This window comes from Streptomyces sp. WMMB303, assembly GCF_029351045.1.
Lineage (GTDB): Bacteria > Actinomycetota > Actinomycetes > Streptomycetales > Streptomycetaceae > Streptomyces.
Genome location: NZ_JARKIN010000001.1, coordinates 1,109,591 through 1,135,000, shown reverse-complemented (window position 1 = coordinate 1,135,000; position 25,410 = coordinate 1,109,591). Strand labels below are relative to the sequence as shown.

General features: G+C 71.7%; 18 protein-coding genes and 2 rRNA genes (1 of these 20 running past the window's edge). 12 read left to right on the top strand and 8 right to left on the bottom strand.

Going from position 1 to position 25,410, the window contains the following annotated elements:
- The 3 genes from P2424_RS05190 to P2424_RS30955 form a co-directional block, all read left to right on the top strand.
- Window positions 1-2,009, top strand: a 23S ribosomal RNA gene (locus P2424_RS05190); it begins 1,115 nt to the left of the window's first position.
- Between the two features lie 120 nt (window positions 2,010-2,129).
- Window positions 2,130-2,246, top strand: a 5S ribosomal RNA gene (rrf, locus tag P2424_RS05185).
- A gap of 992 nt (window positions 2,247-3,238) precedes the next feature.
- Window positions 3,239-3,952, top strand: a complete 714-nt coding sequence (locus P2424_RS30955) for a tetratricopeptide repeat protein (RefSeq protein ID WP_346660124.1) — start codon at window positions 3,239-3,241, stop codon at window positions 3,950-3,952.
- A 156-nt stretch (window positions 3,953-4,108) separates the two neighbouring features.
- Here the strand turns inward: P2424_RS30955 and P2424_RS05175 are convergent, their stop codons facing one another.
- The 5 genes from P2424_RS05175 to P2424_RS05155 all read right to left on the bottom strand — a co-directional run bounded on the left by P2424_RS05175 (window position 4,109) and on the right by P2424_RS05155 (window position 10,859).
- On the bottom strand, window positions 4,109-5,920 hold the full coding sequence (locus P2424_RS05175; protein ID WP_276474608.1) for an IucA/IucC family siderophore biosynthesis protein: 1,812 nt from the start codon (window positions 5,918-5,920) through the stop codon (window positions 4,109-4,111).
- The gene (locus tag P2424_RS05170; RefSeq protein ID WP_276474607.1) at window positions 5,917-6,498 is read right to left on the bottom strand and encodes a GNAT family N-acetyltransferase; all 582 of its coding nucleotides are present in this window, start codon (window positions 6,496-6,498) and stop codon (window positions 5,917-5,919) included. The genes P2424_RS05175 and P2424_RS05170 overlap by 4 nt, the downstream gene beginning before the upstream one ends.
- Window positions 6,495-7,856, bottom strand: coding sequence for a SidA/IucD/PvdA family monooxygenase (locus P2424_RS05165; RefSeq protein WP_276474606.1), 1,362 nt, complete (start codon window positions 7,854-7,856; stop codon window positions 6,495-6,497). The genes P2424_RS05170 and P2424_RS05165 overlap by 4 nt, the downstream gene beginning before the upstream one ends.
- A 23-nt stretch (window positions 7,857-7,879) precedes the next feature.
- A complete protein-coding gene (locus P2424_RS05160; protein WP_276474605.1) occupies window positions 7,880-9,391 on the bottom strand; it encodes an aspartate aminotransferase family protein in 1,512 nt (503 codons plus the stop codon).
- A 196-nt stretch (window positions 9,392-9,587) separates the two neighbouring features.
- Window positions 9,588-10,859 (bottom strand): DUF1015 domain-containing protein, encoded by a 1,272-nt coding sequence (locus tag P2424_RS05155; RefSeq protein WP_276474604.1) that lies wholly within the window; start codon window positions 10,857-10,859, stop codon window positions 9,588-9,590.
- Between the two features lie 147 nt (window positions 10,860-11,006).
- Between P2424_RS05155 and P2424_RS05150 the strand changes: the two genes are divergently transcribed.
- The gene (locus P2424_RS05150; protein WP_276474603.1) at window positions 11,007-12,080 is read left to right on the top strand and encodes an HAD hydrolase-like protein; all 1,074 of its coding nucleotides are present in this window, start codon (window positions 11,007-11,009) and stop codon (window positions 12,078-12,080) included.
- Window positions 12,081-12,116: 36 nt separating this feature from the next.
- Here P2424_RS05150 and P2424_RS05145 read toward each other — a convergent pair whose 3' ends face one another.
- Together P2424_RS05145 and P2424_RS05140 are read right to left on the bottom strand one after the other, a co-directional pair.
- A complete protein-coding gene (locus P2424_RS05145) occupies window positions 12,117-13,013 on the bottom strand; it encodes a siderophore-interacting protein (protein ID WP_276474602.1) in 897 nt (298 codons plus the stop codon).
- An 80-nt stretch (window positions 13,014-13,093) separates the two neighbouring features.
- The gene (locus P2424_RS05140) at window positions 13,094-14,122 is read right to left on the bottom strand and encodes an ABC transporter substrate-binding protein (protein ID WP_026004218.1); all 1,029 of its coding nucleotides are present in this window, start codon (window positions 14,120-14,122) and stop codon (window positions 13,094-13,096) included.
- Window positions 14,123-14,289: 167 nt separating this feature from the next.
- Here P2424_RS05140 and P2424_RS05135 point away from each other — a divergent pair, with 167 nt between their 5' ends.
- The 8 genes from P2424_RS05135 (at window position 14,290) to P2424_RS05100 (ending at window position 23,112) form a co-directional block, all read left to right on the top strand.
- Window positions 14,290-15,369 (top strand): iron chelate uptake ABC transporter family permease subunit, encoded by a 1,080-nt coding sequence (locus tag P2424_RS05135; RefSeq protein WP_276474601.1) that lies wholly within the window; start codon window positions 14,290-14,292, stop codon window positions 15,367-15,369.
- Window positions 15,366-16,418: an iron chelate uptake ABC transporter family permease subunit gene (locus tag P2424_RS05130; RefSeq protein ID WP_276474600.1), complete on the top strand. Its 1,053-nt coding sequence runs from the start codon at window positions 15,366-15,368 to the stop codon at window positions 16,416-16,418. Before P2424_RS05135 ends, P2424_RS05130 begins: the two co-directional genes overlap by 4 nt.
- Before the next feature lie 77 nt (window positions 16,419-16,495).
- Window positions 16,496-17,341, top strand: a complete 846-nt coding sequence (locus P2424_RS05125) for an ABC transporter ATP-binding protein (protein ID WP_276474599.1) — start codon at window positions 16,496-16,498, stop codon at window positions 17,339-17,341.
- A 40-nt stretch (window positions 17,342-17,381) separates the two neighbouring features.
- A complete protein-coding gene (locus P2424_RS05120) occupies window positions 17,382-17,816 on the top strand; it encodes a hypothetical protein (protein WP_276474598.1) in 435 nt (144 codons plus the stop codon).
- A gap of 3 nt (window positions 17,817-17,819) precedes the next feature.
- Window positions 17,820-18,626, top strand: a complete 807-nt coding sequence (locus tag P2424_RS05115) for a TlyA family RNA methyltransferase (RefSeq protein ID WP_276474597.1) — start codon at window positions 17,820-17,822, stop codon at window positions 18,624-18,626.
- 74 nt (window positions 18,627-18,700) lie between these two features.
- Window positions 18,701-19,624, top strand: coding sequence for an NAD kinase (locus P2424_RS05110; RefSeq protein WP_276474596.1), 924 nt, complete (start codon window positions 18,701-18,703; stop codon window positions 19,622-19,624).
- A 311-nt stretch (window positions 19,625-19,935) separates the two neighbouring features.
- The gene (recN, locus tag P2424_RS05105; protein WP_276474595.1) at window positions 19,936-21,678 is read left to right on the top strand and encodes a DNA repair protein RecN; all 1,743 of its coding nucleotides are present in this window, start codon (window positions 19,936-19,938) and stop codon (window positions 21,676-21,678) included.
- A 207-nt stretch (window positions 21,679-21,885) separates the two neighbouring features.
- Window positions 21,886-23,112, top strand: a complete 1,227-nt coding sequence (locus tag P2424_RS05100; protein ID WP_276474594.1) for a glycosyltransferase family 4 protein — start codon at window positions 21,886-21,888, stop codon at window positions 23,110-23,112.
- A 137-nt stretch (window positions 23,113-23,249) separates the two neighbouring features.
- On the opposite strand, the gene P2424_RS05095 is transcribed toward P2424_RS05100, so the two are convergent.
- Window positions 23,250-25,079 carry a glycoside hydrolase family 15 protein gene (locus P2424_RS05095; RefSeq protein ID WP_276474593.1) on the bottom strand — a complete coding sequence of 610 codons (1,830 nt, stop codon included), beginning with the start codon at window positions 25,077-25,079 and terminating at the stop codon, window positions 23,250-23,252.
- Between the last annotated feature and the right edge of the window lie 331 nt (window positions 25,080-25,410).

Below are 25,410 nucleotides of genomic sequence, written 5' to 3'. Positions count from 1 at the left end.
CGTGTGCTAAGTGGGAAAGGATGTGGAGTCGCAGAGACAACCAGGAGGTTGGCTTAGAAGCAGCCATCCTTGAAAGAGTGCGTAATAGCTCACTGGTCAAGTGATTCCGCGCCGATAATGTAGCGGGGCTCAAGTACACCGCCGAAGTCGTGTCACTCCAACATGAGGGCTAACGCCTGTTGGGGTGGGTAGGGGAGCGTCGTGTGCCGGGTGAAGCAGCCGTGGAAGCGAGTTGTGGACGGTTCACGAGTGAGAATGCAGGCATGAGTAGCGATACATGCGTGGGAAACGTGTGCGCCGATTGACTAAGGGTTCCTGGGTCAAGCTGATCTGCCCAGGGTAAGTCGGGACCTAAGGCGAGGCCGACAGGCGTAGTCGATGGAGAACCGGTTGATATTCCGGTACCCGCTATGCAGCGTCAGACATCGAATCAGGTGATGCTAAGTCCGTGAAGCCTCCTGGTCTCTTCGGAGTCCGGGTGTGGTGGAGCCGACGGTCCGAGCTTGTAGTAGGTGAGTGATGGGGTGACGCAGTGAGGTAGTCCAGCCCGGGCGATGGTTGTCCCGGGGTAAGGGTGTAGCCCGAGGAGTAGGGAAATCCGTTCCTCGTTACAGGGGTGAGACCTGATGCCGAGCCGTTTGTGGTGAAGTGGATGATCCTGTGCTGTCGAGAAAAGCCTCTAGCGAGTTGTGTGGCGGCCCGTACCCTAAACCGACTCAGGTGGTCTGGTAGAGAATACCGAGGCGTTCGGGTGAACTATGGTTAAGGAACTCGGCAAAATGCCCCCGTAACTTCGGGAGAAGGGGGGCCATGTCTGGTGAGGGCACGTGCTGTCCGAGCTGGGTGTGGCCGCAGAGACCAGCGAGAAGCGACTGTTTACTAAAAACACAGGTCCGTGCGAAGCCGTAAGGCGAGGTATACGGACTGACGCCTGCCCGGTGCTGGAACGTTAAGGGGACCGGTTAGTCACATTTCGGTGTGGTGAAGCTGAGAACTTAAGCGCCAGTAAACGGCGGTGGTAACTATAACCATCCTAAGGTAGCGAAATTCCTTGTCGGGTAAGTTCCGACCTGCACGAATGGCGTAACGACTTCTTGACTGTCTCAACCATAGGCCCGGTGAAATTGCACTACGAGTAAAGATGCTCGTTTCGCGCAGCAGGACGGAAAGACCCCGGGACCTTTACTACAGCTTGATATTGGTGTTCGGTTCGGCTTGTGTAGGATAGGTGGGAGACTGTGATACGGACACGCCAGTGTTCGTGGAGTCGTTGTTGAAATACCACTCTGGTCGTGCTGGATGTCTAACCTGGGTCCGTGATCCGGATCGGGGACAGTGTCTGGTGGGTAGTTTAACTGGGGCGGTTGCCTCCTAAAATGTAACGGAGGCGCCCAAAGGTTCCCTCAGCCTGGTTGGTCATCAGGTGGTGAGTGTAAGTGCACAAGGGAGCTTGACTGTGAGACTGACGGGTCGAGCAGGGACGAAAGTCGGGACTAGTGATCCGGCGGTGGCTTGTGGAAGCGCCGTCGCTCAACGGATAAAAGGTACCCCGGGGATAACAGGCTGATCTTCCCCAAGAGTCCATATCGACGGGATGGTTTGGCACCTCGATGTCGGCTCGTCGCATCCTGGGGCTGGAGTCGGTCCCAAGGGTTGGGCTGTTCGCCCATTAAAGCGGTACGCGAGCTGGGTTTAGAACGTCGTGAGACAGTTCGGTCCCTATCCGCTGCGCGCGTAGGAGTCTTGAGAAGGGCTGTCCCTAGTACGAGAGGACCGGGACGGACGGACCTCTGGTGTGCCAGTTGTTCTGCCAAGGGCATGGCTGGTTGGCTACGTTCGGGAAGGATAACCGCTGAAAGCATCTAAGCGGGAAGCCTGCTTCGAGATGAGGACTCCCACCCCCTTTGAGGGGTTAAGGCTCCCTGGAGATGACGGGGTTGATAGGCCGGATCTGGAAGCACGGTAACGTGTGGAGGTGACCGGTACTAATAGGCCGAGGGCTTGTCCATAGAGGCTCGCGTCCACTGTGTCGGTTCTGAGACAACAACCGCACTTCAATTGAAGAGAGTGCTTGTTCGCTTAGAGACTCCGAGGTGAGGGATGTATATCCCGTTCACCTTGAACAGAGTTTCGGTGGTCATAGCGTGAGGGAAACGCCCGGTCACATTCCGAACCCGGAAGCTAAGCCTTTCAGCGCCGATGGTACTGCATGCGGGAGCGTGTGGGAGAGTAGGACGCCGCCGAACAATCTTTAGGGCCCTTGGCCTCCAGCGTGCATGCGCTGGAGGCCAAGGGCTTTTTGTTGTCCCCAGTCAGCTTTCCGAAGAGCGTTGTTCCACCACCTGCGCGAGAATCGAAACGCAGGTACCGCAGACAGGAGTCACCCATGTCCCCCAGCTCCTCAGACGATCGCGACCGAGCCGAGCGGCGGCCGCGGCAGTCCGGCGCGCGCGGCGGCGACGGCCGTGAGCGCACCCGCGGCCCCGGTCGCGAGGGCGGCGACCGTGCAGGTGGGGGATTCCGGCGGGGGGAGCGCGGTTCCTCGCAGGGCTACCGGCGCAACGATCGGCGTGATGACCGGCGCGACGACGAGCGTCGTAGGGACGACCGCGGGCGAGGTGACGAGCGGCCCTACGGCAACCGAGACCGGGATGACCGTCCTCGCCAGGGCGGCCAGGGCGGCTCGGGTTTCCGCCGGGACGATCGCAGAGACGGCCGTCCGGACGACCGCCGCGACAACCGTGGCCGCGACGAGCGCCCGCGACGTGACGACCGGGGACGTGACGAGCGGCCCCGCCGTGAAGACCGGGGACGCGACAGCCGCGGCGAGGAGCGGCGTGGCGGATACCGGGGTGACCGGGCGCAGCGTGACGACCGCGACCGCGCACCCTTCCGCCGGGACAGCCGGGACGCTCGCGACAGCCGGGACCGCCGCGAGCCGCGGGACGCCGCGCGCCCGCAGGGCCCTCGTGGTCCGCGCCGGGACGACGATCGCGGCGGCCGGCGTCCGTACGGCCAGTCCGGCGGGCGCGGGCGGGACGAGCGCCGGGACGGCCGTGACGACCGCAGGAGCAGCCGCGACGACCGGCGCGACGACCGGCGTGGTGGCGGCGGCTTCCGCCGCGACGACAATCGCGGCGGTGGTTTCCGCCGGGGTGGGGACCGGGAGCGGCCGTACGCCGGGCGAGGAGATCGGGACCGGCGCCAGGAGCGCCCCGATCGGGAGCCGCTGCGGCGTCTGCCGATCGACGAGGACGTCACCGGGGAAGAGCTGGACAAGGACGTCAGGCAGGAGCTGATGAGCCTGCCGAAGACGTTGGCCGGGGACGTCGCCCGGAACCTGGTGATGGTGTCGCGGCTGCTGGACGAGGACCCTGAGCAGGCGTACGCCTACGCCAAGGTGGCGCTGCGGCTCGCTTCGCGGGTCCCGTCGGTGCGGGAGGCGGCCGGGTTCGCGGCGTACGGGGTGCAGAAGTACGCGGAGGCGCTCGCCGAGTTCCGCGCCGCCCGGCGGATGACCGGGCTCCAGCACCTGTGGCCGGTGATGGCCGACTGCGAGCGGGGGCTGGGCCGTCCGGAGAAGGCGCTGGCGATGGCCGGCGAACCGGAGGTGCAGAAGCTCGACAAGGCCGGGCAGGTCGAGATGCGGCTGGTCGCTGCCGGAGCGCGCCGGGACATGGGGCAGCCGGACGCCGCGGTGGTCACGCTGCAGAGCCCGGAGTTGGCCTCCCAGTCGACGCAGCCGTGGACGGCCCGGCTCCGGTACGCCTACGCCGACGCGCTGCTGGAGGTGGGCCGGCGTGACGAGGCGCGCGACTGGTTCGCCAAGGCCCTGGAGGCCGACCAGGGCGGGGTGACCGACGCGTCCGACCGGCTCGCCGAGCTGGATGGTGTCGAGTTCATCGACGCCCTCGACGAGGAAGCCGACGAGGAGCCCCCCGCCGAGGACTGAGCGCCGGGCGCCGGGCCGCGCGACAGGCACCCGGCCGTCGGCCGCGGGTCCGGTGGTCAGGGCCCGGCGAGCCGGGCGTGACGACAGAAGGACAACACGTACAGAAGGGCGGACCCCCTCGGGGTCCGCCCTTCTGTACGTTCCGGGGCCCTGCCGCTACCGGTACCGGGCCAGGGGGTTGCGGAGGGTTCCCGTCAGTTGAAGGGCACCGGCCGGGTCCTGGAGGTCGACCATCTGTTGGTTGTTGCGGAGCTGGAGGCGGTTGAGGCAGGAGAGGGCGAACTCGTCGGCGAACAGGTCGTACCGGGCGTGCCGGTCGGCCAGTTCGGGGGTCGACTTCTGGTAGTCCTTGGCCACGTCGGCCACCGTCGACCAGAACGTGTCCTCGTCCAGGACTCCCGCCGTGTCGAGGGCGGGGGCCAGGAAGCGGAAGAAGCAGTCGAAGACGTCGGTGAACAGGGAGAGGATCTTCATGTCCTCCGGGACGTCCGCGCGGATGCGTTCCACCTCGGGCGGCAGTTCGGCGTCCCGGCTCATGACGGCGATCTCCTCGGCCAGGTCCTTGAAGAGCGCGCGGCGGGGGACGCCATGTGCGTCCAGAACGAGGATCACGTTCTCGCCGTGCGGCATGAACACCAGGTCGTAGGCGTAGAAGCAGTGAAGGAGCGGGGTCAGGTAGGCGTGGAGATAGGCGCGGAGCCACTCGGCCGGCTCCAGACCCGACTGCCGCACGAGGGCCGCGGCGAAGGAGTCGCCGTCGCGGTCGACGTGCAGGAGTGACGCCATGGTGGCCGGCTTCTCGCCCTCGGTGAGGAACGGCGCCGGGCTCTCCCGCCAGAGGGCCGCCAGCATCTTGAGATAGGGGGAGCCCTTGGGCGCCGCGGCCTCGTAGGGGGCGGGGTGGTAGCCGACGGCGGCGCGTTCGCGCAGCAGGCCCAGGCCGGTACCGCGCAGGACGTCGTCCCCTGCCACCAGCTCGGCCAGCCAGTCGTTGATGGCGGGTGTGGCTTTCATGTAGGTGGCGGACAGGCCGCGGACGAAGCCCATGTTGAGGACCGAGAGCGCGGTCTTCACATAGTGCTTCTCGGGGTGGTCGGAGTTGAAGAAGGTGCGGATCGACTGCTGGGCCAGATACGCGTCGTCGCCGTGGCCCAGACAGACCAGGGAGCGTTGGGCGATCTCGGCGGCGAAGGTCACCGAGAGCTTGTTCCACCACTGCCAGGGGTGGACGGGGACGAGGTAGTAGTCGTCCAGGTCCAGGCCCTGTTCGGCCATGGTGGCGGAGAAGCGGCGCAGGGTGTCGGCGGGGAGTTCGGAGAGCAGCAGCTTGTCGTAGCTGAGGTCCGCGCCTGTGGTGAAGGTGGTGCGGGTGCGGTGCGCGGCGACCCAGACCAGCCGTACGGGAGCTCCGGCCTCGGGCGCGTAGGCACGGTACTCGGCGCTGTCGAAGCCGAGCCGGCCGTTGTTGGCGACGAAGCAGGGGTGGCCCTCGGTCATTCCGGACTCGATGGTCTGGAAGTCGGCCGTGGCCAGCTCGGCCGCGGTCCTGCGCGGGGCTGCCAGCTTGTAGGCGGTACTGGCCAGGGTGCTGCTGATCTCCTCCAGATAGACGGGGAGGATCTCCTCGCCCAGACCCAGGGTGGTGCGCAGTTCGGTGATGAATGCCAGGGCGTCCAGCGGGAGCTCGCCCCCCTCGCGGTGCCGGGTGACGCTGTCGGCGTCCACCTGCCAGTGGTCGAGGGCCGAGCGGCGGGCCGTGAAGCGGTACTCGGTGGCGCCGTCGTCGGAGCGGACCGCGTACCGGCGCTCCTGGCCGTCCAGCGGAGCGGGTTCCAGCAGCCGTTCGTGGCTGAACTCTGCGAGGGCTTTGCGGATCAGCAGCCGGGTCGCCCGCTCCCAGCGCTCGGGGGTGAGGTGGGTGACCGCTTCGTGCGGCTGCGTGGGCCGGGAGGTGAGAGGGAGCGTCATGCGGGGGTTTCTCCTGTGGCGGTCCGGAACTGCTCGCGGGTGCAGAAGCTGAGCAGGGCTTCCTTCTCCGGCTTGGTGAGGGTGGAGTCGATGCGGAAGCCGACGGCCTCGTTGAGGGCGTGCACGGCGGTGTTGCGGACGTCCGGTTCGACGACGACGCGCCGGGTCTCCGCGTCGGAGAAGAGCATCGCCATCACGGTGGTGATCACCGCGCGGGTGAAGCCGTGGACCGGCTGCTCGGTGGGCGCGCACAGGAAGTGCATGCCGATGTCGCCCGGCCGGTGCGGGTAGAGCCCGGCCAGTTCCACGTACCGGGGGTCGTAGCGCTCCGCGAGGAAGGCGGGCTCTCCCTGGTGGAGGCCGAGGAAGGCGTCGTGGTGCGGGGAGGCCGCGATGCTCATGAACTCGCGTTCCACGTCCGGCAGCGTGGCCTCCTGCAGCAGGTAGAAAGCCGACTTGGGGTGCGTCACCCAGCGGTGCAGCAGTCCGGTGTCGGCGAGCGGGTCGACGGGGCGCAGTGAGAAGGTGCCCAGCGCTTCGTCGGTGCGGGTGAAGACGGTGGTGTCGGCGGTGGTCACAGCGCTGCCTCCGGGGCCGTCGCGGGCGTGGCGGGTGCGGTTGCCGGCGCGGTGAACTCCTGGAAGGCGATGGACTTCTCGACCGGGTAGACCTCCCGGCCGAGCAGCTCGCGGATGATGCAGGAGTTGCGGTAGGCGGCCATGCCCAGGTCGGGTGCCACGAAGCCGTGGGTGTGCAGTTCCGCGTTCTGCACGTAGATCTCCCCGCCCAAGGTGTCGATGCTGTAGTCGCGGCGTACGGCGAAGCGGCCCTGGGCGTCCCATTCGATGCGGTCGGTGATCGGGCCGAGGAAGTCGGGCCGCTGGTAGCGGTAGCCGGTGGCCAGGATCAGCCCCTCGGTGGTGAGGCTGAAGTCACGTTTCTGCTCCTCCTGGCGCAGCCCGAGGGTGTAAGTGCCGGCGGACTCGTCGTACGCGGCGTCGGTGAGCGCGGTGTTGGTCATCAGCCGGGTGGGGCAGGGGGCCCGGCGGTTCTTCTGGTAGAGCAGGTCGAAAATGGCGTCGATCAGCTCGGAGTTGATGCCCTTGTAGAGGTTCTTCTGGGAGGCGACCAGGCTGTCCCGGGTGTCGGCCGGGAGGGAGTGGAAGTAGTCCACGTACTCCGGAGAGGTCATCTCCAGCGTCAGCTTGGTGTATTCGAGGGGGAAGAACCGGGGGGAGCGGGTGAGCCAGGTGAGCGAGTAGCCGCAGGCGTCGATGTCCTGGAGAAGGTCGTAGTAGATCTCCGCCGCGCTCTGGCCGCTGCCGATCAGGGTGATGCTCTTCTTCCGCTGCAGCGCCTCCTTGTGCTCCAGGTAGCGGGAGTTGTGCAGCAGGTCGCCGCCCAGGTCCTGGCACGGCCCGGGGAGGTGCGGCGGGGTGCCGGTGCCCAGGACGAGCTTCCGGGCGCGGAAGGCGCGGTGCTCCCCGTCGGGCAGGTGCTCGGCGTGGACGGTGTAGAGGCCATCGGCCTCGTCGTACTCGGCCGAGGTGACGCGGTGGCCGAACCGCACCGTGCCGCCCAGGCGGTCGGCCGCCCAGCGGCAGTAGTCGCTGAACTCCGCACGGAGCGGATAGAAGCTCTCGCGTATGTAGAACGCGTACAGCCGGCCGGACTCCTTCAGGTAGTTGAGGAAGGAGAACGGCGAGGTGGGATCGGCCAGGGTGACCAGGTCGGACAGGAAGGGGGTCTGCAGGGTGCTGTCGTCCAGCATCATGCCCGGGTGCCAGTCGAACTCCGGCTTGTCGTCCAGGAAGATCCCGTCGAGCTCCGCTATCGGTGCGGTCAGACAGGCGAGGCCCAGGTTGAAGGGGCCCACGCCGATGGCGACGAAATCGTGGACGGGCGTGTCGTCGGGACTGGCGCTGGAGGGCGTCACGTGGGGGCTCCGTGTCGGATCGGTCAGCATGCCGGGGCGGTGCTGAGGGCGGGCGGGTGGACCGCGCCGTGCTCGGCGGCGTACCGGTCGGCGTGTGCGGCGATCAGGTCCAGAACCGTGGCGATGTCGGACCTCGAGGTCTCCGGGTTGAGCAGGGTGAACTTGAGGTGGTGGCGGCCGTCGACCACGGTGCCGGCGACGATGGCCTCGCCGGAGGCGAACAGCGCGTCGCGCGCGTGCAGATTCGCCCGGTCGGTGAGCGCGGCGTCCGCGCCGCGCGGCAGGTGGCGGAAGACGAGGGTGGAGAGCCGGGGTTCGACGACGACTTCGAACCGGTCGTCGGCGTCCAGCAGGCGCCAGGCCTCGGCGGCCCGGTCCACGCACTCGTCGAACAGTTCGCCGAGCGCGTCGGCGCCCATCACCCGCAGCGTCATCCAGAGCTTGAGCGCGTCGAACCGCCGCGTGGTCTGGAGTGACTTGTCGACCTGATTGGGTATCTCCCGCTCCACGCTGCGCGCCGGGTTGAGGTAGTCGGCGTGGTAGGTGACATGGCGCAGGGTGTCCCCGTCGCGGACCAGGAGGGCGCTGGAACTCACCGGCTGGAAGAAGGACTTGTGGTAGTCGACTGTCACCGAGTCGGCGCGCTCGATACCGGCCAGCAGCCCTCGGCGGCGGCGCGAGGTGAGCAGCCCGCAGCCGTAGGCGGCGTCCACGTGCAGCCAGGCGCCCGCCCGCTCGCACAGGTCGGCGACGGCTGCCAGCGGATCGATGCTGCCGAAGTCGGTGGTGCCGGCGGTGGCGACGACAGCCATCACGGTCTCGCCGGCCCGCTCGCAGCGGGCCATCTCCTCGCCCAGCGCGTCGACGCGCATCCGCCGCTGCTCGTCGCAGGGCACCGGGACGACGGCCTCGGTGCCCAGCCCCAGCAGTACCGCGGCCTTCTCGATACTGAAGTGGCTGCACTCGGAGGTGAGGATCCGCAGCTTCGGCAGGATCTGCGGAGTGCTGAGCGCGGTCTCGGAGTTCTTGCGCACCAGGCGGCAGGCCTCTTCGCGGGCCAGCAGCAGTGCCTGCAGATTGGACTGCGAACCGCCGCTGGTGAAGATGCCGTCGGCGGACGCGCCGAATCCCACCCGCTGCGCGGTCCAGGTCACGAGCCGTCGCTCGATCAGGGTGCCGCCCGCGCTCTGGTCCCAGGTGTCCAGGGAGGAGTTGACGGCGGAGAGCACGGCTTCTGCGAGCACGGCCGGGATGACGACGGGGCAGTTGAGGTGCGCGAGGTAGCGCGGGTGGTGGAAGTAGACGGCGTCGCGGAGGTACACGCGCTCCAGCTCGTCCAGTGCCTCGCTCGCCGTGCCCAGGGGCTGCTCCAGGTCCACGGCGGACACGGTGGCGGCGAGCTCGGCCGGGGTGATGCCGGTGAAGGGCTGCTCGGTACCGGCGAGTCTCGTGGCGACCCGTTCGACGCCGTGTGTGAGGGAGCGCCTGTAGTGCTCCGCTGTCCTGTCGTTGAGCAGGTGTGACCTGCTGCTCATGAAGTGTCCTCCTGACACGGACGTGGCACACCGCGCACTTCGCGCGGTCAGGTAAGGCTAGCCTAACCAACCCTGTCCGTCCGCGGACAAGGGGGCCTCGCGGCGGCCCGCGAGGGGATACGGGAGCGGCCCGCCGGAGGCGCGGGCCGTGGCGGGCAGCCGGCCGGCGCAGGGCGCGCGGGCCGGGGGCCGCCGGTCAGCGCAGGGTGCGCAGCACCAGTCCGGTGGCGGGCTTGGGGCCGAAAGAGGTCGACTTGCGGGGCATCGTCACGCCGCGCTCGGCGAGCGCCCGCACCGTCGACTCCGGAACGGGCCGCAGCAGCACGGCCGTACCGCCGTGCGCCGCCGCCTGCTCCAACGCCGCCCCGACGTCGTGCAGATAGCCGATGTCCGCCGGGCGGTCGGGTACCTGCCAGACCGCGTCCAGCAGCGTGGAGTGCAGCACCGTGGCGTCCAGCCGGCGCCATGCCCCGGGCCGGTCCGCCGGGACCGTGCGCTCCAGCAGCGCGGGATCCGGCCGGTCGAGCAGCTGGAAGACACCGTCGCCCCCGGTCAGCAGGAACGCGTTCCCCGGAGTGTCCGCCAGCTCCTTCAGCGCCTCGTCCAGCGGCGCCTCGAGCCTGCGCACCCGGAAAGGCGCCTCCGCGCGGTCGAGGAGGTCGAGTGCCCGCTTCACCGGCAGCCTGGGCAGTATCCGGTGGATGGCACGTACCTGCAGCGGATAGCGCGCGGTGTCCACCAGCAGGACCAGGCCGTGGTTCCACGGCGACTCCTCGGCCCGGCCGCCCTGTTCGGCGCGGAGCCGCAGATAGGTCGCCCAGCGGTGGTGCCCGTCGGCGATCAGCGCGCTGTGCCCGGACAGCTCGGCGTCCACCTGGGCGAGTTCGGCCGGATCCGTGACCGCCCACAGCCGGTGCGCGAAACCGTCCTCGGTGGTCGTCGCCGCCAGCGGCGCGCCGCGTATGGTCCGCTCGATGACGGCGGTCGCGCCGCTGCGGGTGCCGTCGCCGCGGTAGGAGAGCAGCAGCGGCTCGGGGTTGGCGGCCATCTCGCCCATCAGCTCCGCGCGGTCGGCCACCACCTCGTCCATCACCGCCTCGTGCGGGAGCACGATCCCCTCCTCGGGGTCCGACAGCCGCAGGGCTCCGATCAGGCCCCGTTGCAGCAGCTCGCCCTTGCGCTGCTCGTAGACGTACAGCGCGGGCCGCGGATCGCGCGCCAGCACCCCTTCGTCCTGCCAGCGGCGCAGCGTTCCGGCGGCCTTGCGGTGCCGCGCGGCCGGATCCTCGGCCTGGGGCAGGATGAGCCGCACGATGTTGTACGGGTCCGCGGTCTCCAGGTGCCGCAGCCCGTCCGGCCGGACCACCACGTCGTACGGGGGCGAGGTCACGGCAGCCAGGCTGCTGACCTTCTCCGGCACGTAGCGCAGCCCCCGGAACGGGGTGAGTCTCAGTCCTCGGACGGTCATCCGTGCATGGTATGCCGGTGTCCCGTGGCCGGTGGAGTGGGGCACAGGGGGCGCAGAGGTGCGGAGGGTGCGAGAGGATCGGTGGCGCGCGCAGGCCGGCCCCGGCGTCCGCGTCCCCCGGGAGAGAGTCACGAGGAGCGACCCCTGATGCACGACAGCCCCGCCTCCGACACGGCGGCACCGGCGCCGCGGCACGCCCCGCAGGCCAGCGGACGTGCGTTGCACACCGCGTACGACACGGCACTGCTGGACCTGGACGGGGTGGTCTACGCCGGGGGAGAGGCGGTGCCCCACGCCGTCGACTCCCTCGCCGCCGCCCGCGCGAGCGGGCTGCGGACGGCGTACGTGACCAACAACGCGGCCCGCACGCCGCAGGTGGTCGCCGCACATCTGACGGAGCTGGGCGTGCCCGCGGCGGCCGACGAGATCGTCACCTCGGCGCAGGCCGTCGCCCGGCTCGTCGCCGAGCGGGTGCCGCGCGGCGCGCGGGTCCTGGCTGTCGGCGCCGAGGGGCTGCGGGCCGCGCTGGCGGAGCGGGAGCTGACCGTCGTCGAGACGGCGGACGACGAACCCGAGGCCGTCGTACAGGGCTACGGCGGGCCGTCGATGGAGTGGGGGCGGCTGGTCGAGGCGGCGCTCGCCGTGCAGCGCGGGGTGCCGTGGTTCGCCTCCAACACCGATCTGACCATCCCCAGCGGACGCGGCATCGCACCCGGCAACGGCTCGGCCGTGGAGGTCGTGCGCCTCGCGACCCGGTGGATGCGCACGCCGCCCGAGCCCGAGGTGGCGGGCAAGCCGCTGCCGCCGATGCACCGGGAGTCCATCCTGCGCACCGGCGCGCGGCGCCCGCTCGTCGTCGGCGACCGGCTGGACACCGACATCGAAGGGGCGCACGCGGGGGGCGTGGACTCGCTGCTGGTCCTCACCGGGGTGACCGACGCGGCCGGGCTGCTCGCCGCCTCTCCGGTGCACCGCCCCACCTATGTCGCCCGCGACCTGCGGGGCCTGCTGGAGCCCCAACCGGAGGTGAGGGTGGGGCCGGACGGCGCTGCCGGGTGCGGCGGCTGGAGCGCCCGGGCCGAGGACGGGCGGCTGGAACTGGCGGGCGACGGCGATCCGGTCGACGGGCTGCGGGCCCTGTGCGGGGCCGCCTGGTCGGCGGCCGGTGCCGCGGAGTGCCGACTGGACGCGGGGAAGCCGCTGGGCCGGCTGGGGCTCTGAGGCCGGGACCGTGCGGCGGCCGGGCGCCGGCCGGCCTCAGCTCCCCGCGGCCGCGAGGGCCTCGGCGACCAGCTGCTCCTCCGTGGTGCCGGCCCGCCAGTAGCCGGTGAAGGTGACCGCCCGGCGGTCGAAGCCCCGCTCGTTCACCAGGTGACGCCGCAGGGCTTTGACCGTGCCGGCTTCGCCCGCGAGCCACGCGTAGGGCGTACCCGGGGGCAGCGCGGCCGAGCGCACCGCCGCCACCGCGCGCTCGGTCCGGGAACCGGCGGTCCGGCTCCCGTCCTCGTCCCGCACCAGCCAGGTGATCCGCGCGTCCGAGAGGGTCGGCAGGTCCTGGATGTCCTCCCGGTGGGCGACCTCCGCGAACACCTGCACCGGCATTCCGGCGGGCAGCCACTCCAGCACCGCCCCGATGGCGGGCAGGGCCGTCTCGTCTCCGCTGAGCAGTACCCAGTCGGTGCCCTCCGGCGGACGGAAGTCGACACCGGCGTTGTCCTCGACGACCGGGCCGAGCAGCGTCACCCGGTCCCCGGGCGCGGCGCGCAGCGCCCAGCGCGAGGCGGGGCCGATCTCGCCGTGCAGCGCGAAGTCGACGTCCAACTCGTCCGCGGCACCGTACTGGCTGCCTTTGCGCAGTGCCCGCACGGTGTAACTGCGCATGATTCCACGGATGTTCTCGTCCATGGCACGCCACTGGGTGAACCAGTCCGTGCCCGCCGCGACGGGTACCACGGGCGCGGTCTGCCCCGGCTGCGGCAGGAAGAGCTTGACGCGCTGATCGCGGCCTCCGGAGGCGAACCGGTCCAGCCCCTCGCCTCCGAAGGTGACCCGCAGCAGGGTCGGGCCCAGTCGGCGGGTCCGCACGACGTGCAGGGCGAAGAACTCGAACGGGACGGTGGAGGGCGCGGACCGCGCCGTGCTGGCCGTGCTCATCGTGATTGCTCCTCCCGGGAGGGACGGGTTCGGGCGGTGCGGGGCCGTGCGGGCCGGGGGCGTCGGACCCCCGCGGCGGTTCAGCGGACCTTCTTGGCCTTCTCGATCGCCTCCGCGAGGTTCTCCAGCAGCGGTGCGGCGCCCGCGTAGGAGAAGCGGGGCTCGGCGGCCCAGGGGGCGACCTGGTCCGCCTTGACGGCCGGCAGGTCCTTCCAGGTCGGCTTCGAGGCGAGGGCCTTGGGCTGCAGGGACTGGGTGCGGTTGTCCAGGATGATCAGATCGGCCTCGTACTTGTCCGCGTTCTCCCAGCTCAGCTCCTCGAAGAAGCCCTGCTTGCTGAGCTTCTCGGGCTTCACGAAGTCAACCCCGAGCTGCTTGAAGTACTGCAGGTCGGTGCTGGCGTCCGGGTCCGAGACGTAGAACAGGTCGGGCGCCCCGGCGGCGGCCATCACGCGGATGCCGCTCTTCGCGGCCTTGCGCAGCCGCTCGGCGGCCTTCTCGAAGCGGGCCTTGGCGTCGGTGACGGCCTTGGCCTGCACATCCGCGCCCAGCGACTCGGCGAGCTTGGCGTACTGCTGTACGACCTCCAGCATCGGCACCCCGGCGGCCTTCATGGCCACGTGCGGAGCCAGCTTGTAGATCTTGTCCTTGCTCTCGTCCGGGACGTAGAAGAGCGCGTCCTCGAGGTACATGTTGCTGATCAGCAGCTGCGGCCGGAGCTTGGCGTACTTCTCCAGGTCGAACTCGCCGAAGGCGTTGCCGATGATCTCGACCTTGGATATGTCCATGTCCCCGGCGAGTACGTCGGGTTCACCGTTCTTCTGCTTGGTCGGCCCGAAGACGCCGACGACCTGGTCCCGGACGCCGAAGTCCCACAGCGCGGCGGCCGTGGCCGTGTAGGCGACGATCCGCTCCGGCACGGCGTCCAGGGAGACCTTCTCGCCGCGGCCGTCGGTGAAGGACCAGCCCTTGCCCTTCGGGTCACTGCCCGAACCGGATCCGGAGTCGTCACTTCCGCAGGCGGTGAGCAGCGCACCGAGACCGACGGCGCCGCCCGCGGCGAGCAGACCGCGGCGCGAAAGCGGGGACATGGGGGAGGAGCTGGGCATTTTCTCTCCGGCCTTCTCTCGACGTGCTGCGAACGCACCGCGGGCAGGCCGCGGACGTCCATGCGGGGCGGCCATGGGGCCGAGTTCCCAGTTAGGCTAACCTAACCAAAGTTGTTGTTGTCCAGTGGCCGGGCCGCACGATTCCCCGGCCCCAACGGAGCGCGTACGTGACTCTCCCCAAGACCCCGCAGCCGCACAGGGGTTCGGTGGTCGAGCCGCAGCCGTCGGCGGCCCGCCCGGAGCGGCCCGCCCGGGCCCGGGCGCCGCTCGCCCGGGCCGCCGGGCTGCTGGCCGCCACCCTCGTCCTGCTGCTCGTCGCCCTGCTCAGTCTCGCCTTCGGCGCCCGGCCGCTCTCCCCGGGTGAGGCGTGGTCGGGACTGCTGGACAGCGGCTCGGCGAGCTACCCCGTCGTCCACGAGATGCGGCTGCCGCGCACCCTCCTCGGCCTGCTCGCCGGTGCCGCGCTCGGTCTGGCGGGCGGTGTCATGCAGGCGCTGACCCGCAACCCGCTGGCCGACCCCGGCCTGCTGGGGATCAACGCGGGTGCCGCGGCGGCCGTCGTCACCGCCATCTCCTTCTTCGGCGTCGCCGGGTACACCGGGTACATCGGCTTCGCCTTCCTGGGCGCCGCGGTCGTCTCCGTACTCGTCTACGCCGTGGGCGGCGGCCGCGGTGCCACCCCCGCCCGGCTCGCCCTGGCGGGGACGGCGCTGAACGCGGCGCTGATCTCCTATGTGAGCGCCGTGCAGCTCCTGGACACCGCCTCGCTGGACCGGATGCGGTTCTGGATGGTCGGCTCGCTCGCCCGCGCCCAGGACGCCACGGTCCTCTCGGCCCTGCCCTTCATCGCGGTCGGCGCGCTGGTCGCACTCGCGCTGGCCCGGCCGCTGAACGCGCTCGCGCTCGGCGACGACGCCGCCCGGGCCCTCGGCTCCCGGCCTGCCCGGACCCGCGCCGCCGCCATCGTGGCCATCACCCTGCTGTGCGGCGCCGCCACCGCCGCCTGCGGGCCGATCGTCTTCGTCGGACTGATGGTGCCGCACATGGTGCGCGCGCTCACCGGCCCCGACCAGCGCTGGATGCTGCCGTACTGCGCCGTCCTGGCCCCCGTGCTGCTGCTCGGCGCCGACATCCTCGGACGGATCCTGGGCCGCCCCGGCGAACTGCAGGTCGGCATCGTGACCGTGGTCCTGGGCGGCCCGCTCTTCCTCTACTTCGTGCGCAGGAGGAGGGTGGCACCCGCATGAGCCTCACCGGCACCCGTTCCCGCGTCGTCCGCACCGCGGGCGGCCTCTCGGTCGGCTACCGTCCGCGCGCCCTGCTGGTCGGCGCCGGCTGCCTGCTGCTCGCGCTGGTCGCAGCCGTGTTCGCGATCGGCAGCGGCGAATACCCGATGCCGCCCGGCGACGTACTGCGCACCCTGCTCGGACAGGGCGACCCCGCCGACGCGTTCATCGTGAACGAGCTGCGGCTGCCCCGCACCGCGACCGCGCTGCTGGTCGGCGCGAGCCTGGGGCTGAGCGGCGCCGTCTTCCAGGCCGTCGTCCGCAACCCGCTCGGCAGCCCGGACATCCTCGGCTTCACCAGCGGAGCGGCGGCCGGCGCGCTGCTGGTCATCTTCGCCGTGGGCGGCAGCAGCGCCCTGCTGGCGGGCGGCGCCGTGGCGGGGGCACTCGCCACCGGGACGCTGATCTACGCCCTCGCCTGGAAGGGCGGCATGCACGGCTACCGGCTGGTGCTCGTCGGGGTCGGCACCACCGCCATCCTGACCGGCGTCAACAGCTATCTCATCACCCGCGCCGGCCTCACCGAGGCGTCCCGCGCCGTGCTGTGGATGACCGGCAGCCTGGACGGGCGCGGCTGGGCCGACGTACTGCCGCTGGCCCTGGGCATGGTGGTGCTCGTCCCGCTGGTGCTGCTCGGCTGCGGACGCGCGCTGGGAATGATGGAGATGGGCGACGACGCGGCCTACGCGCTCGGTGTCCGTGTCGAACACACCCGACTCGCGCTGCTGGTCGCCGGGATCCTGCTGGTGGCGCTCTCGGCCGCCGCGGCGGGGCCGGTCTCCTTCGTCGCACTGTGCGCCCCGCAGCTCGCCCGGCGGCTGACGAAGGCACCGGGACCCAATCTGCTGCCCTCGATGTGTATGGGCACCCTGCTGCTGATCTGCGCCGATCTGCTCGCCCAGCGGGCCTTCGACGGGCACCAGCTCCCGGTGGGCGTGATCACCGGGGTGGTGGGCGGCGGGTACCTGGTGTGGCTGCTGGCCACCGAGCGCAGAGCGGGGCGGATATGAACGGCCCCACCGGTGCGCACGGCCCCCACGGCCCGGCCGGCACAGACGTACGTACGCACGACGGAGGCGGGGACAGGATGAAGACCGCGACACAGGACGACCGGGCGCAGACCGCTGCCGCCGCCGGACCGGCGGCCGGGGAGCCCCGGCTGACCGGGCACGGCCTCACCCTCGGCTACGACCAGCGCACCATCACCCGCGAGTTGGACGTGGCCGTGCCCGACCGGTCCTTCACGGTCGTCGTCGGCCCCAACGCGTGCGGCAAGTCGACGCTGCTGCGCGCCCTCTCGCGGATGCTCAAACCCACCCGTGGGCAGGTACTGCTGGACGGCAGCGACATCGCGGGCCTGCCGGCCAAGTCGCTCGCCCGCACCCTCGGCCTGCTGCCCCAGTCGTCCACCGCACCCGACGGCATCACCGTCGCGGACCTGGTGGCCCGCGGCCGCTATCCGCACCAGGGACTGCTGCGGCAGTGGTCCCGCGACGACGAGCGGGTGGTGGCCGAGTCCATGGCTGCCACCGGCGTCGAGGGCCTCGGGGACCGCTTCGTGGACGAGTTGTCCGGAGGCCAGCGGCAGCGTGTGTGGATCGCCATGGCGCTGGCGCAGCAGACGCCGATGCTGCTGCTGGACGAGCCCACCACCTACCTGGACATCGCCCACCAGATCGAGATCCTCGACCTGTGCGCCCGGCTGCACGAGGAGGAGGGGCGCACCCTGGTCGCCGTCCTGCACGACCTCAACCACGCGGCCCGCTACGCCACCCATCTGATCGCCATGCGGGACGGCCGGATCGTCGCACAGGGCGCACCCGGCGAGATCGTGACGGCGGAGCTGGTGGCGGAGGTCTTCGGCATGCCCTGCCGGGTCATCGACGATCCCGAGACCGGCACCCCGCTGGTGGTGCCCGCGGCACGGCGCTGACGCGGGCCGCTCTGTCGGACCCGGAGGGTAGCGTCGGGGCATGAGCGAGTTCGCGCAGGGCCCCGAGCCCGGCCGCGCCCCCGGGCAGCAGCCCGCGGGGAGCGCCACCGAGCGGTACGACGACACGGCGCGGCCCGATCAGCCGCACGGGCACCCCGGGCAGGCTCCCGCGGGCGCCGAAGCCCCCGTGGCCCGCGGCCCGGGCCTCCCCGAGGCGGACGAGAGGCCGGGTCTCCCCGCGCCGGACGGCGGGCCCGGCGTCCCCGCGCCGGGGGAGGAGTCCGAGGACGGTCCGCGCCCTCTCGGCGTGGGGGTGCGCCCGACCGGAAACGGCTCCGTCGACGCCCGGCTCAAGCGGCTGGAGGACGCTGACCACCTCGCCGTCTCCGGCCACCTGGAGGTGTACGAAGATGTCCACGACGGCCTGCGCGAGAGCCTGGCCGCGCTGGACCGCCCCCACACCCCCCGGAGCTGAACCGTGGCACGACGCCGACTCGACGCGGAGCTGGTACGCCGCAACCTCGCCCGTTCCCGGGAGCACGCGGGCCAGTTGATCGCCGCGGGCCGGGTCACGGTCGGCGGCAATGTCGCGGCCAAATCGGCCACCCAGGTCGAGACCAGTGCCGCGCTGGTCGTCAAGGCGGACGAGAGCGATCCGGGGTATGTCTCGCGCGGCGGCCACAAGCTCGCCGGAGCGCTGGAGGCGTTCGGTCCGCGCGGACTGCGGGTGACCGGTCGGCGTGCGCTGGACGCGGGTGCCTCCACCGGCGGCTTCACGGACGTGCTGCTGCGCGCCGGGGCGGACCGGGTGGTCGCGGTGGATGTGGGCTACGGTCAGCTCGCCTGGTCGCTGCGGAACGACCCGCGCGTCATCGTCAAGGACCGCACGAATGTCCGGGAACTGACGTTGCAGGACATCGACGGCGAGCCGGTGGAACTCGTCGTCGGTGACCTGTCGTTCATTCCCCTGGGGCTCGTCCTGCCCGCGCTGGTCCGCTGTGCCGTATCCGAGGCGGATCTGGTGCTGATGGTGAAGCCGCAGTTCGAAGTGGGCAGGGAACGGCTGGGCAGCGGAGGTGTCGTCCGCAGTCCGGAGCTGCGCGCCGAGGCCGTGCGAACGGTCGCCGGGCACGCGGCGGCCCTGGGTCTGGGCGCGCTGGGCGTCACCTCGAGTCCGCTGCCCGGGCCCTCGGGAAACGTCGAATACTTTCTGTGGCTGCGTGCCGGGGCCGACACCCTCGACCCGGCCGAAGTCGAGCGAGCGGTGGCGGAGGGGCCCAAGTGACCGAGGACAGCGGAGCTACGCAGCCAGCACACCCTCCCGGTGACCGCCGGGGCGCTGTGCCGGACCCCGGCGCGGTGGGCGGGGACCGTACGGTCTTCCTGCTCGCGCACACCGGCAGACCGGCCGCCGTGCGCAGCGCCGAACTGGTGGTCCAGGGGCTGCTGCGCTGCGGGATCGGGGTGCGGGTGCTCGCGGACGAGGCGGCGGACCTGCCGCTGCCCGAGCGGGTGCAGACCGTGTCGGCCGGCCAGGACGCGGCCGAGGGCTGCGAACTGCTGGTCGTGCTGGGCGGGGACGGCACTCTGCTGCGCGGCGCCGAGTTCGCCCGCGCCTCGGGCGTGCCGATGCTCGGCGTCAACCTCGGCCGGGTCGGCTTCCTCGCCGAGGCCGAGCGCGACGATCTGGACCAGGTCGTGGACCGCGTGGTCTCCCGCGCCTACGAGGTCGAGGAGCGGATGACCCTCGACGTGCTGGTGCGCAACGGTGGCCACGGTGCGCACAGCCCCGGCAGCGGCCAGGTGGTGCACGCCGACTGGGCGCTCAACGAGGTCTCGGTGGAGAAGGCCGCGCGTGAGCGGATGCTGGAGGTCGTCATCGAGGTCGACGGGCGGCCCGTCTCCAGCTTCGGCGGGGACGGTGTGGTGTGCGCCAGCCCCACCGGCTCCACGGCCTACGCCTTCTCCGCCGGGGGCCCGGTGGTGTGGCCGGAGGTCGAGGCGCTGCTGATGGTGCCGATCAGCGCGCACGCGCTCTTCGCCAAGCCCCTGGTGACCGCGCCCGATTCGGTGCTGGCCGTCGAGGTGCGTCCCCAGACGCCGCACGGGGTGCTGTGGGCCGACGGGCGGCGCAGCGTCGAACTGCCCGCCGGGGCCCGGGTTGAGGTGCGGCGCGGTGCGGTGCCGGTACGGCTGGCGCGATTGCACCATGCCTCGTTCACCGACCGTCTGGTCGCCAAGTTCGCGCTGCCCGTCACGGGCTGGCGCGGGGCGCCGCGCTAGGGACTCGTCTCCTCGAAGGAGCCCCGTCCGCCCCACCCGGCGGGCGGGGCTCCTTCGAGGACACGACCGGCGGCCTGCCTCAGGGGGTGTCCGGGGGCCGGTGCACGGGTCCGGGTGGTGCCGGAGGGCCCCGCAGCGGGGCCGCGGGCAGCCGGGACGGGGTGACGAGGCCATGGGAGGGAGCGGGGATCGAGACGGTGGGGGAGGAAACGGATATGCCTGTGCAACCCGGGTCGATTCCTCCTGTGGAGCCGCCCCACGATCCGGCTACCACCCGGACCACAGGTGTGGCCGGTGCGCGGGGACCTCGTATGGTCGTATCCGTGTTGGAGGAGATGCGGATCAAAGCCCTGGGCGTGATCGACGACGCCGTTGTCGAGCTGTCCCCAGGCTTCACCGCGGTGACCGGCGAGACCGGCGCCGGGAAGACCATGGTCGTCACGAGCCTCGGACTGCTGCTCGGCGGGCGTGCCGACGCCGGGCTGGTCCGGGTGGGCGCCAGGTCCGCCCTCGTCGAGGGCCGGATCGCACTGGCACCGGACGCGCCGGCGGCGCGCCGTGCCGAGGAGGCGGGCGCTGAGCTGGACGAGGGGGCGTTGCTGGTCAGCCGCACCGTCTCGGCCGAAGGGCGATCGCGGGCCCACGTGGGCGGGCGTTCGGTGCCGGCCGGGCTGCTCGCCGAGTTGGGCGACGATCTGGTGGCCGTGCACGGCCAGACCGACCAGCAGGGCCTGCTGCGCGCCGCGCGGCAGCGCGAGGCGCTGGACCGCTACGCGGGCGAGGCGGTGGCCCGGCCGCTGGCCGCCTACCAGGAGGCGTACCGCAGGCTGCGTGCTGTCGCCGCGGAGTGGGAGGAGCTGACCACCCGGGCCCGCGACCGCGCCCAGGAGGCGGACCTGCTGCGCTTCGGCATCCAGGAGGTCGAGGCCGCCGAGCCGCGGTCCGGCGAGGACACCGAACTGACCGCCGAGGCCGAACGGCTGGGCCATGCCGAGGCGTTGGCCTCCGCCGCCACCACCGCGCACGGCGCGCTGGCCGGAGACCCCGCCGATCCCGAAGGCGTCGACGCGGCCACGCTCGTCGCCGGGGCGCACCGTGCGCTGGAGGCGGTGCGCGCGCACGATCCGGCGCTGGCCGCGCTGGCCGACCGGCTGGGCGAGGTGCACATCCTGCTCTCCGACGTCGCGGGCGAACTGGCCGGGTACGCCGACGATCTGGACGCCGACCCGCTCCGCCTGGCCGCGGTCGAGGAGCGCCGTGCCGTACTCGCGCAGCTCACCCGCAAGTACGGCGAGGACATCAGCGCCGTACTCGGCTGGGCCCGGGAGGGTGCCGAGCGGTTGGCCGAGCTGGAGGGCGACGACGACCGGATCGGCGAGCTGGGTGCCGAGCGGGACGCGCTCCGTGCCGAGCTCGGGTCCCTCGCCCGTACGCTCGGCGAGGCGCGTGCGGACGCCGCCAAGCGGTTCGCGGACGCGGTGACCGAGGAACTGTCCGAGCTGGCGATGCCGCACGCCCGGGTCAGCTTCGCGCTCAAGCACACCGAGGATCCGGACGGCATCGAGGTCGACGGACGCCCGGTGGCCTTCGGGCCGCATGGCACGGACGAGGTCGAACTGCTGCTCGCCCCGCATCCGGGGGCGCCGCCCCGGCCCATCGCCAAGGGCGCCTCCGGCGGTGAGCTGTCCCGGGTGATGCTCGCGGTCGAGGTGGTCTTCGCCGACTCCGATCCGGTGCCGACGTATCTGTTCGACGAGGTCGACGCGGGTGTCGGGGGCAAGGCGGCGGTCGAGGTCGGACGCCGGCTGGCGCGGCTCGCCCGGTCGGCGCAGGTGGTGGTGGTCACGCACCTGCCGCAGGTGGCTGCGTTCGCCGACCGGCACCTGGTGGTGCAGAAGACCGACGACGGGTCGGTGACCCGCAGCGGTGTCCGGGTCATGGACGGCGAGGAGCGGGTGCGTGAGCTGTCCCGGATGCTCGCCGGCCAGGAGGACTCCGAACTCGCCCGGGCACACGCCGAGGAACTCCTGGAGGCGGCCCGCGGTGGACTGTGAGCCGCCGCGCGCCCCGGGCACGCGCGGTGGAGCGCGCGCCTGGGGGCGCACGATGCGGCTTCACGCGCTCTCACTCGTGTGAGTGAGAGCGCGGGGTGTACGCCCTGCGTGGCGGCGCCGCGGTCCGCGCGACGGCGTGCCGGTCCCGGTTGGGCTGGCATCCTGGGCACGCATCCGCCCACCTCCGAGCCAGGGAGCCCGTCCGCCGTGAGCCCGAGCCGTCCCCACGCCGCACGCCGGCCCGCGGTCGGTGCGCGGCCGCCGCACGCCGTGCATGTGCTCGGGGGCGGGCCGGCGGCCGACGGGACGTACGTACCCTCGGCGCGCACGGCGGCTCACGCGCGCTCCCTCGCCAGTGGACTGACCGCGCGCGGGGTGCGGGTGACGGTGTGCACCCGGCACGATGCAGCACTGCGGCACTCGTTCACCGGAACCGGCGCGGAGTTCACCGCCCTGCCCGCCCGTTCGGAGGCCGACGCGGTGGCCCGGCTGCGCGCGGTCTGCGCAGAGGCCGATCTCGTCCACGCGCACGGTCTGCGCGCCGGGCTGCTGGCCGCCCTCGCGCTCGGCAGACGGCGGGGTCCGGTGCCGCTCGTCGTCACCTGGCACGCCCTGCCACGCGCCGGGCCCGGACACGCCTCGCGGACGGACGCCGCCCACGACCTGGTGACCCGGCTTCTGCTCCGGCGGGTGGCCCGTGCCGCGACCGTCGTCCTGGGGACCACCACCGAACTCGTGGATGCCGCGCGCCGCAGCGGAGCCCGCGACGCACGTCTCGCCCCGGCACCCGTCCCGCTGACCGGGGCCGTGCCGGCACCGGACCGGGAGGACGCGGCAGCTCCGGACAGGCTCGGGAGCACGGCGCGCGCGGGGCTCGGGGTCGCGGACCGGCCGCTGCTGGTGGCCGTCGGCCGGCTGGACGGGCGGCGCGGCCACGGCCACGACACTGCGCTGACCGCCGCCCGCGCCTGGCGCGGCCTCACCCCCGCGCCGCTGCTCGCCGTCGCGGGGGAGGGCCCCGGGCGGGACGTGCTGCAGCGCCGGATCGACAAGGAGAAGCTGCCGGTACGGCTGCTGGGGCGGCGGGACGACGCTCTGCGGCTGCTGGCGGAGGCCGACATCGCGCTGCAGCCCACCCGCTGCCGGGGGCCCTCGCTGGTCGCCCAGGAAGCCCTGCGCGCGGGTGTGCCGTTGGTCGCGGCGGCGAGCGGCGGCGTTCCCGAACTGGTCGGCACCGCCGCCGTACTGGTCCCCTGCGGCGACGCCGACTCGCTCGCCTCCGCCGTGCTGGGCCTGCTGGCCGACCCGGCCCGCCGTGCCGCGCTCGGCGCGGCGGGCCGGGCCCGGGCACGCACCTGGCCCGGCGAGGACGACACCGCCGCGCTGGTCCTCGGCGTGTACGACGAGGTGATCCGCGCCGCGGCCGATCGCTGAACCCGGCACGCCCGCCGCCCCGGACCGCCGGGCGCCCTGTACCGCGGGATCCGGCGAACGGCACCCCCGTGAGTCGCACCTACCGTGAGCTGCCCGGCGCGCGTCCGCGCACCGGGCACCCGGAACAGGGCGCAGCGTCAGACCCCGTACGCTCCGGAGGCGGTCAGCCGCAACGCGGTGTCGATCAGGGGGACGTGGCTGAACGCCTGCGGGAAGTTGCCGACCTGCCGCTGGCGCGCGGAATCCCACTCCTCGGCCAGCAGACCCACGTCGTTGCGCAGCGCGAGCAGCTTCTCGAACAGCTTCCGGGCCTCGTCCACCCGGCCGATCATCGCCAGATCGTCGGCGAGCCAGAACGAGCAGGCCAGGAAGGCACCCTCCTCGCCCGCGAGGCCGTCCACGTTCTCGGCCGCGCCGTCGGCGCCCGCCTCGCTGCTGGTGGGGTAGCGCAGCACGAAGCCGTCCTCGGTGGTCAGCTCCCGCTGGATGGCCTCGATGGTGCCGATCACCCGCTTGTCGTCCGGCGGCAGGAAGCCCATCTGCGGGATCAGCAGCAGCGAGGCGTCCAGTTCCTTGGAGCCGTAGGACTGGGTGAAGGTGTTCCGTTCCTTGTCGTAACCCTTCTCGCAGACCTGTCGGTGGATCTCGTCCCGCAGGGTGCGCCACCGCTCCAGCGGCCCGTCGACGTCACCCGACTCGATGAGCTTGACCGTGCGGTCGACGGCCACCCAGGCCATCACCTTGGAGTGCACGAAGTGCCGGCGCGGGCCGCGCACCTCCCAGATGCCCTCGTCCTTCTCCTCCCAGTGGTCCTCCAGATAGCCGATCAGCTTGAGCTGGAGCAGTTGGGCGTAGTCGTTGCGCGCCAGGCCCGTCATATGACCCAGGTGCAGCGCCTCGACCATCTCGCCGTACACATCGAGCTGGAGCTGACCCGCCGCGCCGTTGCCCACCCGCACCGGCCTGGACCCCTCGTAGCCCGGAAGCCAGCTCAACTCGGCCTCGGACAGCTCGCGTTCGCCCGCGATGCCGTACATGATCTGGAGGTTCTCCGGGTCGCCCGCGACCGCGCGCAGCAGCCACTCACGCCACGCGCGGGCCTCCTCGCGGTACCCGGTGCGCAGGAGCGAGGAGAGGGTGATGGCCGCGTCCCTCAGCCAGGTGAAGCGGTAGTCCCAGTTCCGTACCCCGCCGATCTCCTCCGGCAGCGAGGTGGTCGGCGCGGCGACGATCCCGCCGGTGGGCGCGTAGGTCAGCGCCTTGAGCGTGATCAGCGAGCGCACCACGGCCTCCCGGTAGGGCCCGTGGTACGTGCAGGTCTCGACCCACTCGCGCCAGAAGTCCTCGGTGGTGCGCAGCGCCTCCTCCGGCTCGGGAAGCTCCGGCGCGGGCCGGTGCGACGCCTCCCAGCTGATGGTGAACGCCACCCGGTCGCCGGGGCCGACGGTGAAGTCGGAGTAGGTCGTCAGGTCCTTGCCGTAGGTGTCGGCCTCGGTGTCCAGCCAGACGGAGTCCGGTCCGGCCACGGCGACCGTGCGCCGGCCCTCCTTGTGCACCCACGGAACCACCCAGCCGTAGGAGAACCGCATCCGCAGTGCCGAGCGCATCCGCACCCGTCCGCTGACGCCCTCCACGATGCGCACCAACTGCGGTGCGTGGTTCTCCCGCGGAGGCATGAAGTCGATGATCCGGACGGTACCCCGTGGGGTGTCCCACTCCGATTCCAGTACGAGGGAGTCCCCTCGATAGCGGCGGCGGTCGGCCGGTGGCGGGTCGCCCCCGGCCGGGTGTGCCGGACCCACCCGCCAGAACCCGTGTTCCTCGGTGCCGAGCAGCCCGGCGAACACCGCATGGGAGTCGAAGCGGGGTAGGCAGAGCCAGTCGGCCGAGCCGTCCCTGCCGATCAGGGCCGCAGTCTGCATATCCCCGATGAGTGCGTAATCTTCGATGCGCCCAGCCACGTGCATCTCCAGTCGAACGAACTGCGACGCCCCCGCGGGACGTGCTGGATGACCTGTGAGTTTCTGCCTGTCCCCAGGCAGATGTCCGTGCAGGATACGACGCAGCGATCCCTTCCGCCCGACGGTCGGCTGAGTCCGGCTGCGCCGATGGGGTGAGCTTGACCGAGGGCTTCACCTGCTGCGACTCTCCCGTCACCCTGGGGCGCACCCGGTCGCGGCCTCCACCCGCCGACGGGCCTCGGCAGCGGCACCGCCCCCTCGGCACTGTTACGCTGGTAGCCCGTGGAGCGGTGGGCACGCGAACGCGAAGTGTTCGAGACGGCAGCCCCCCGAACCG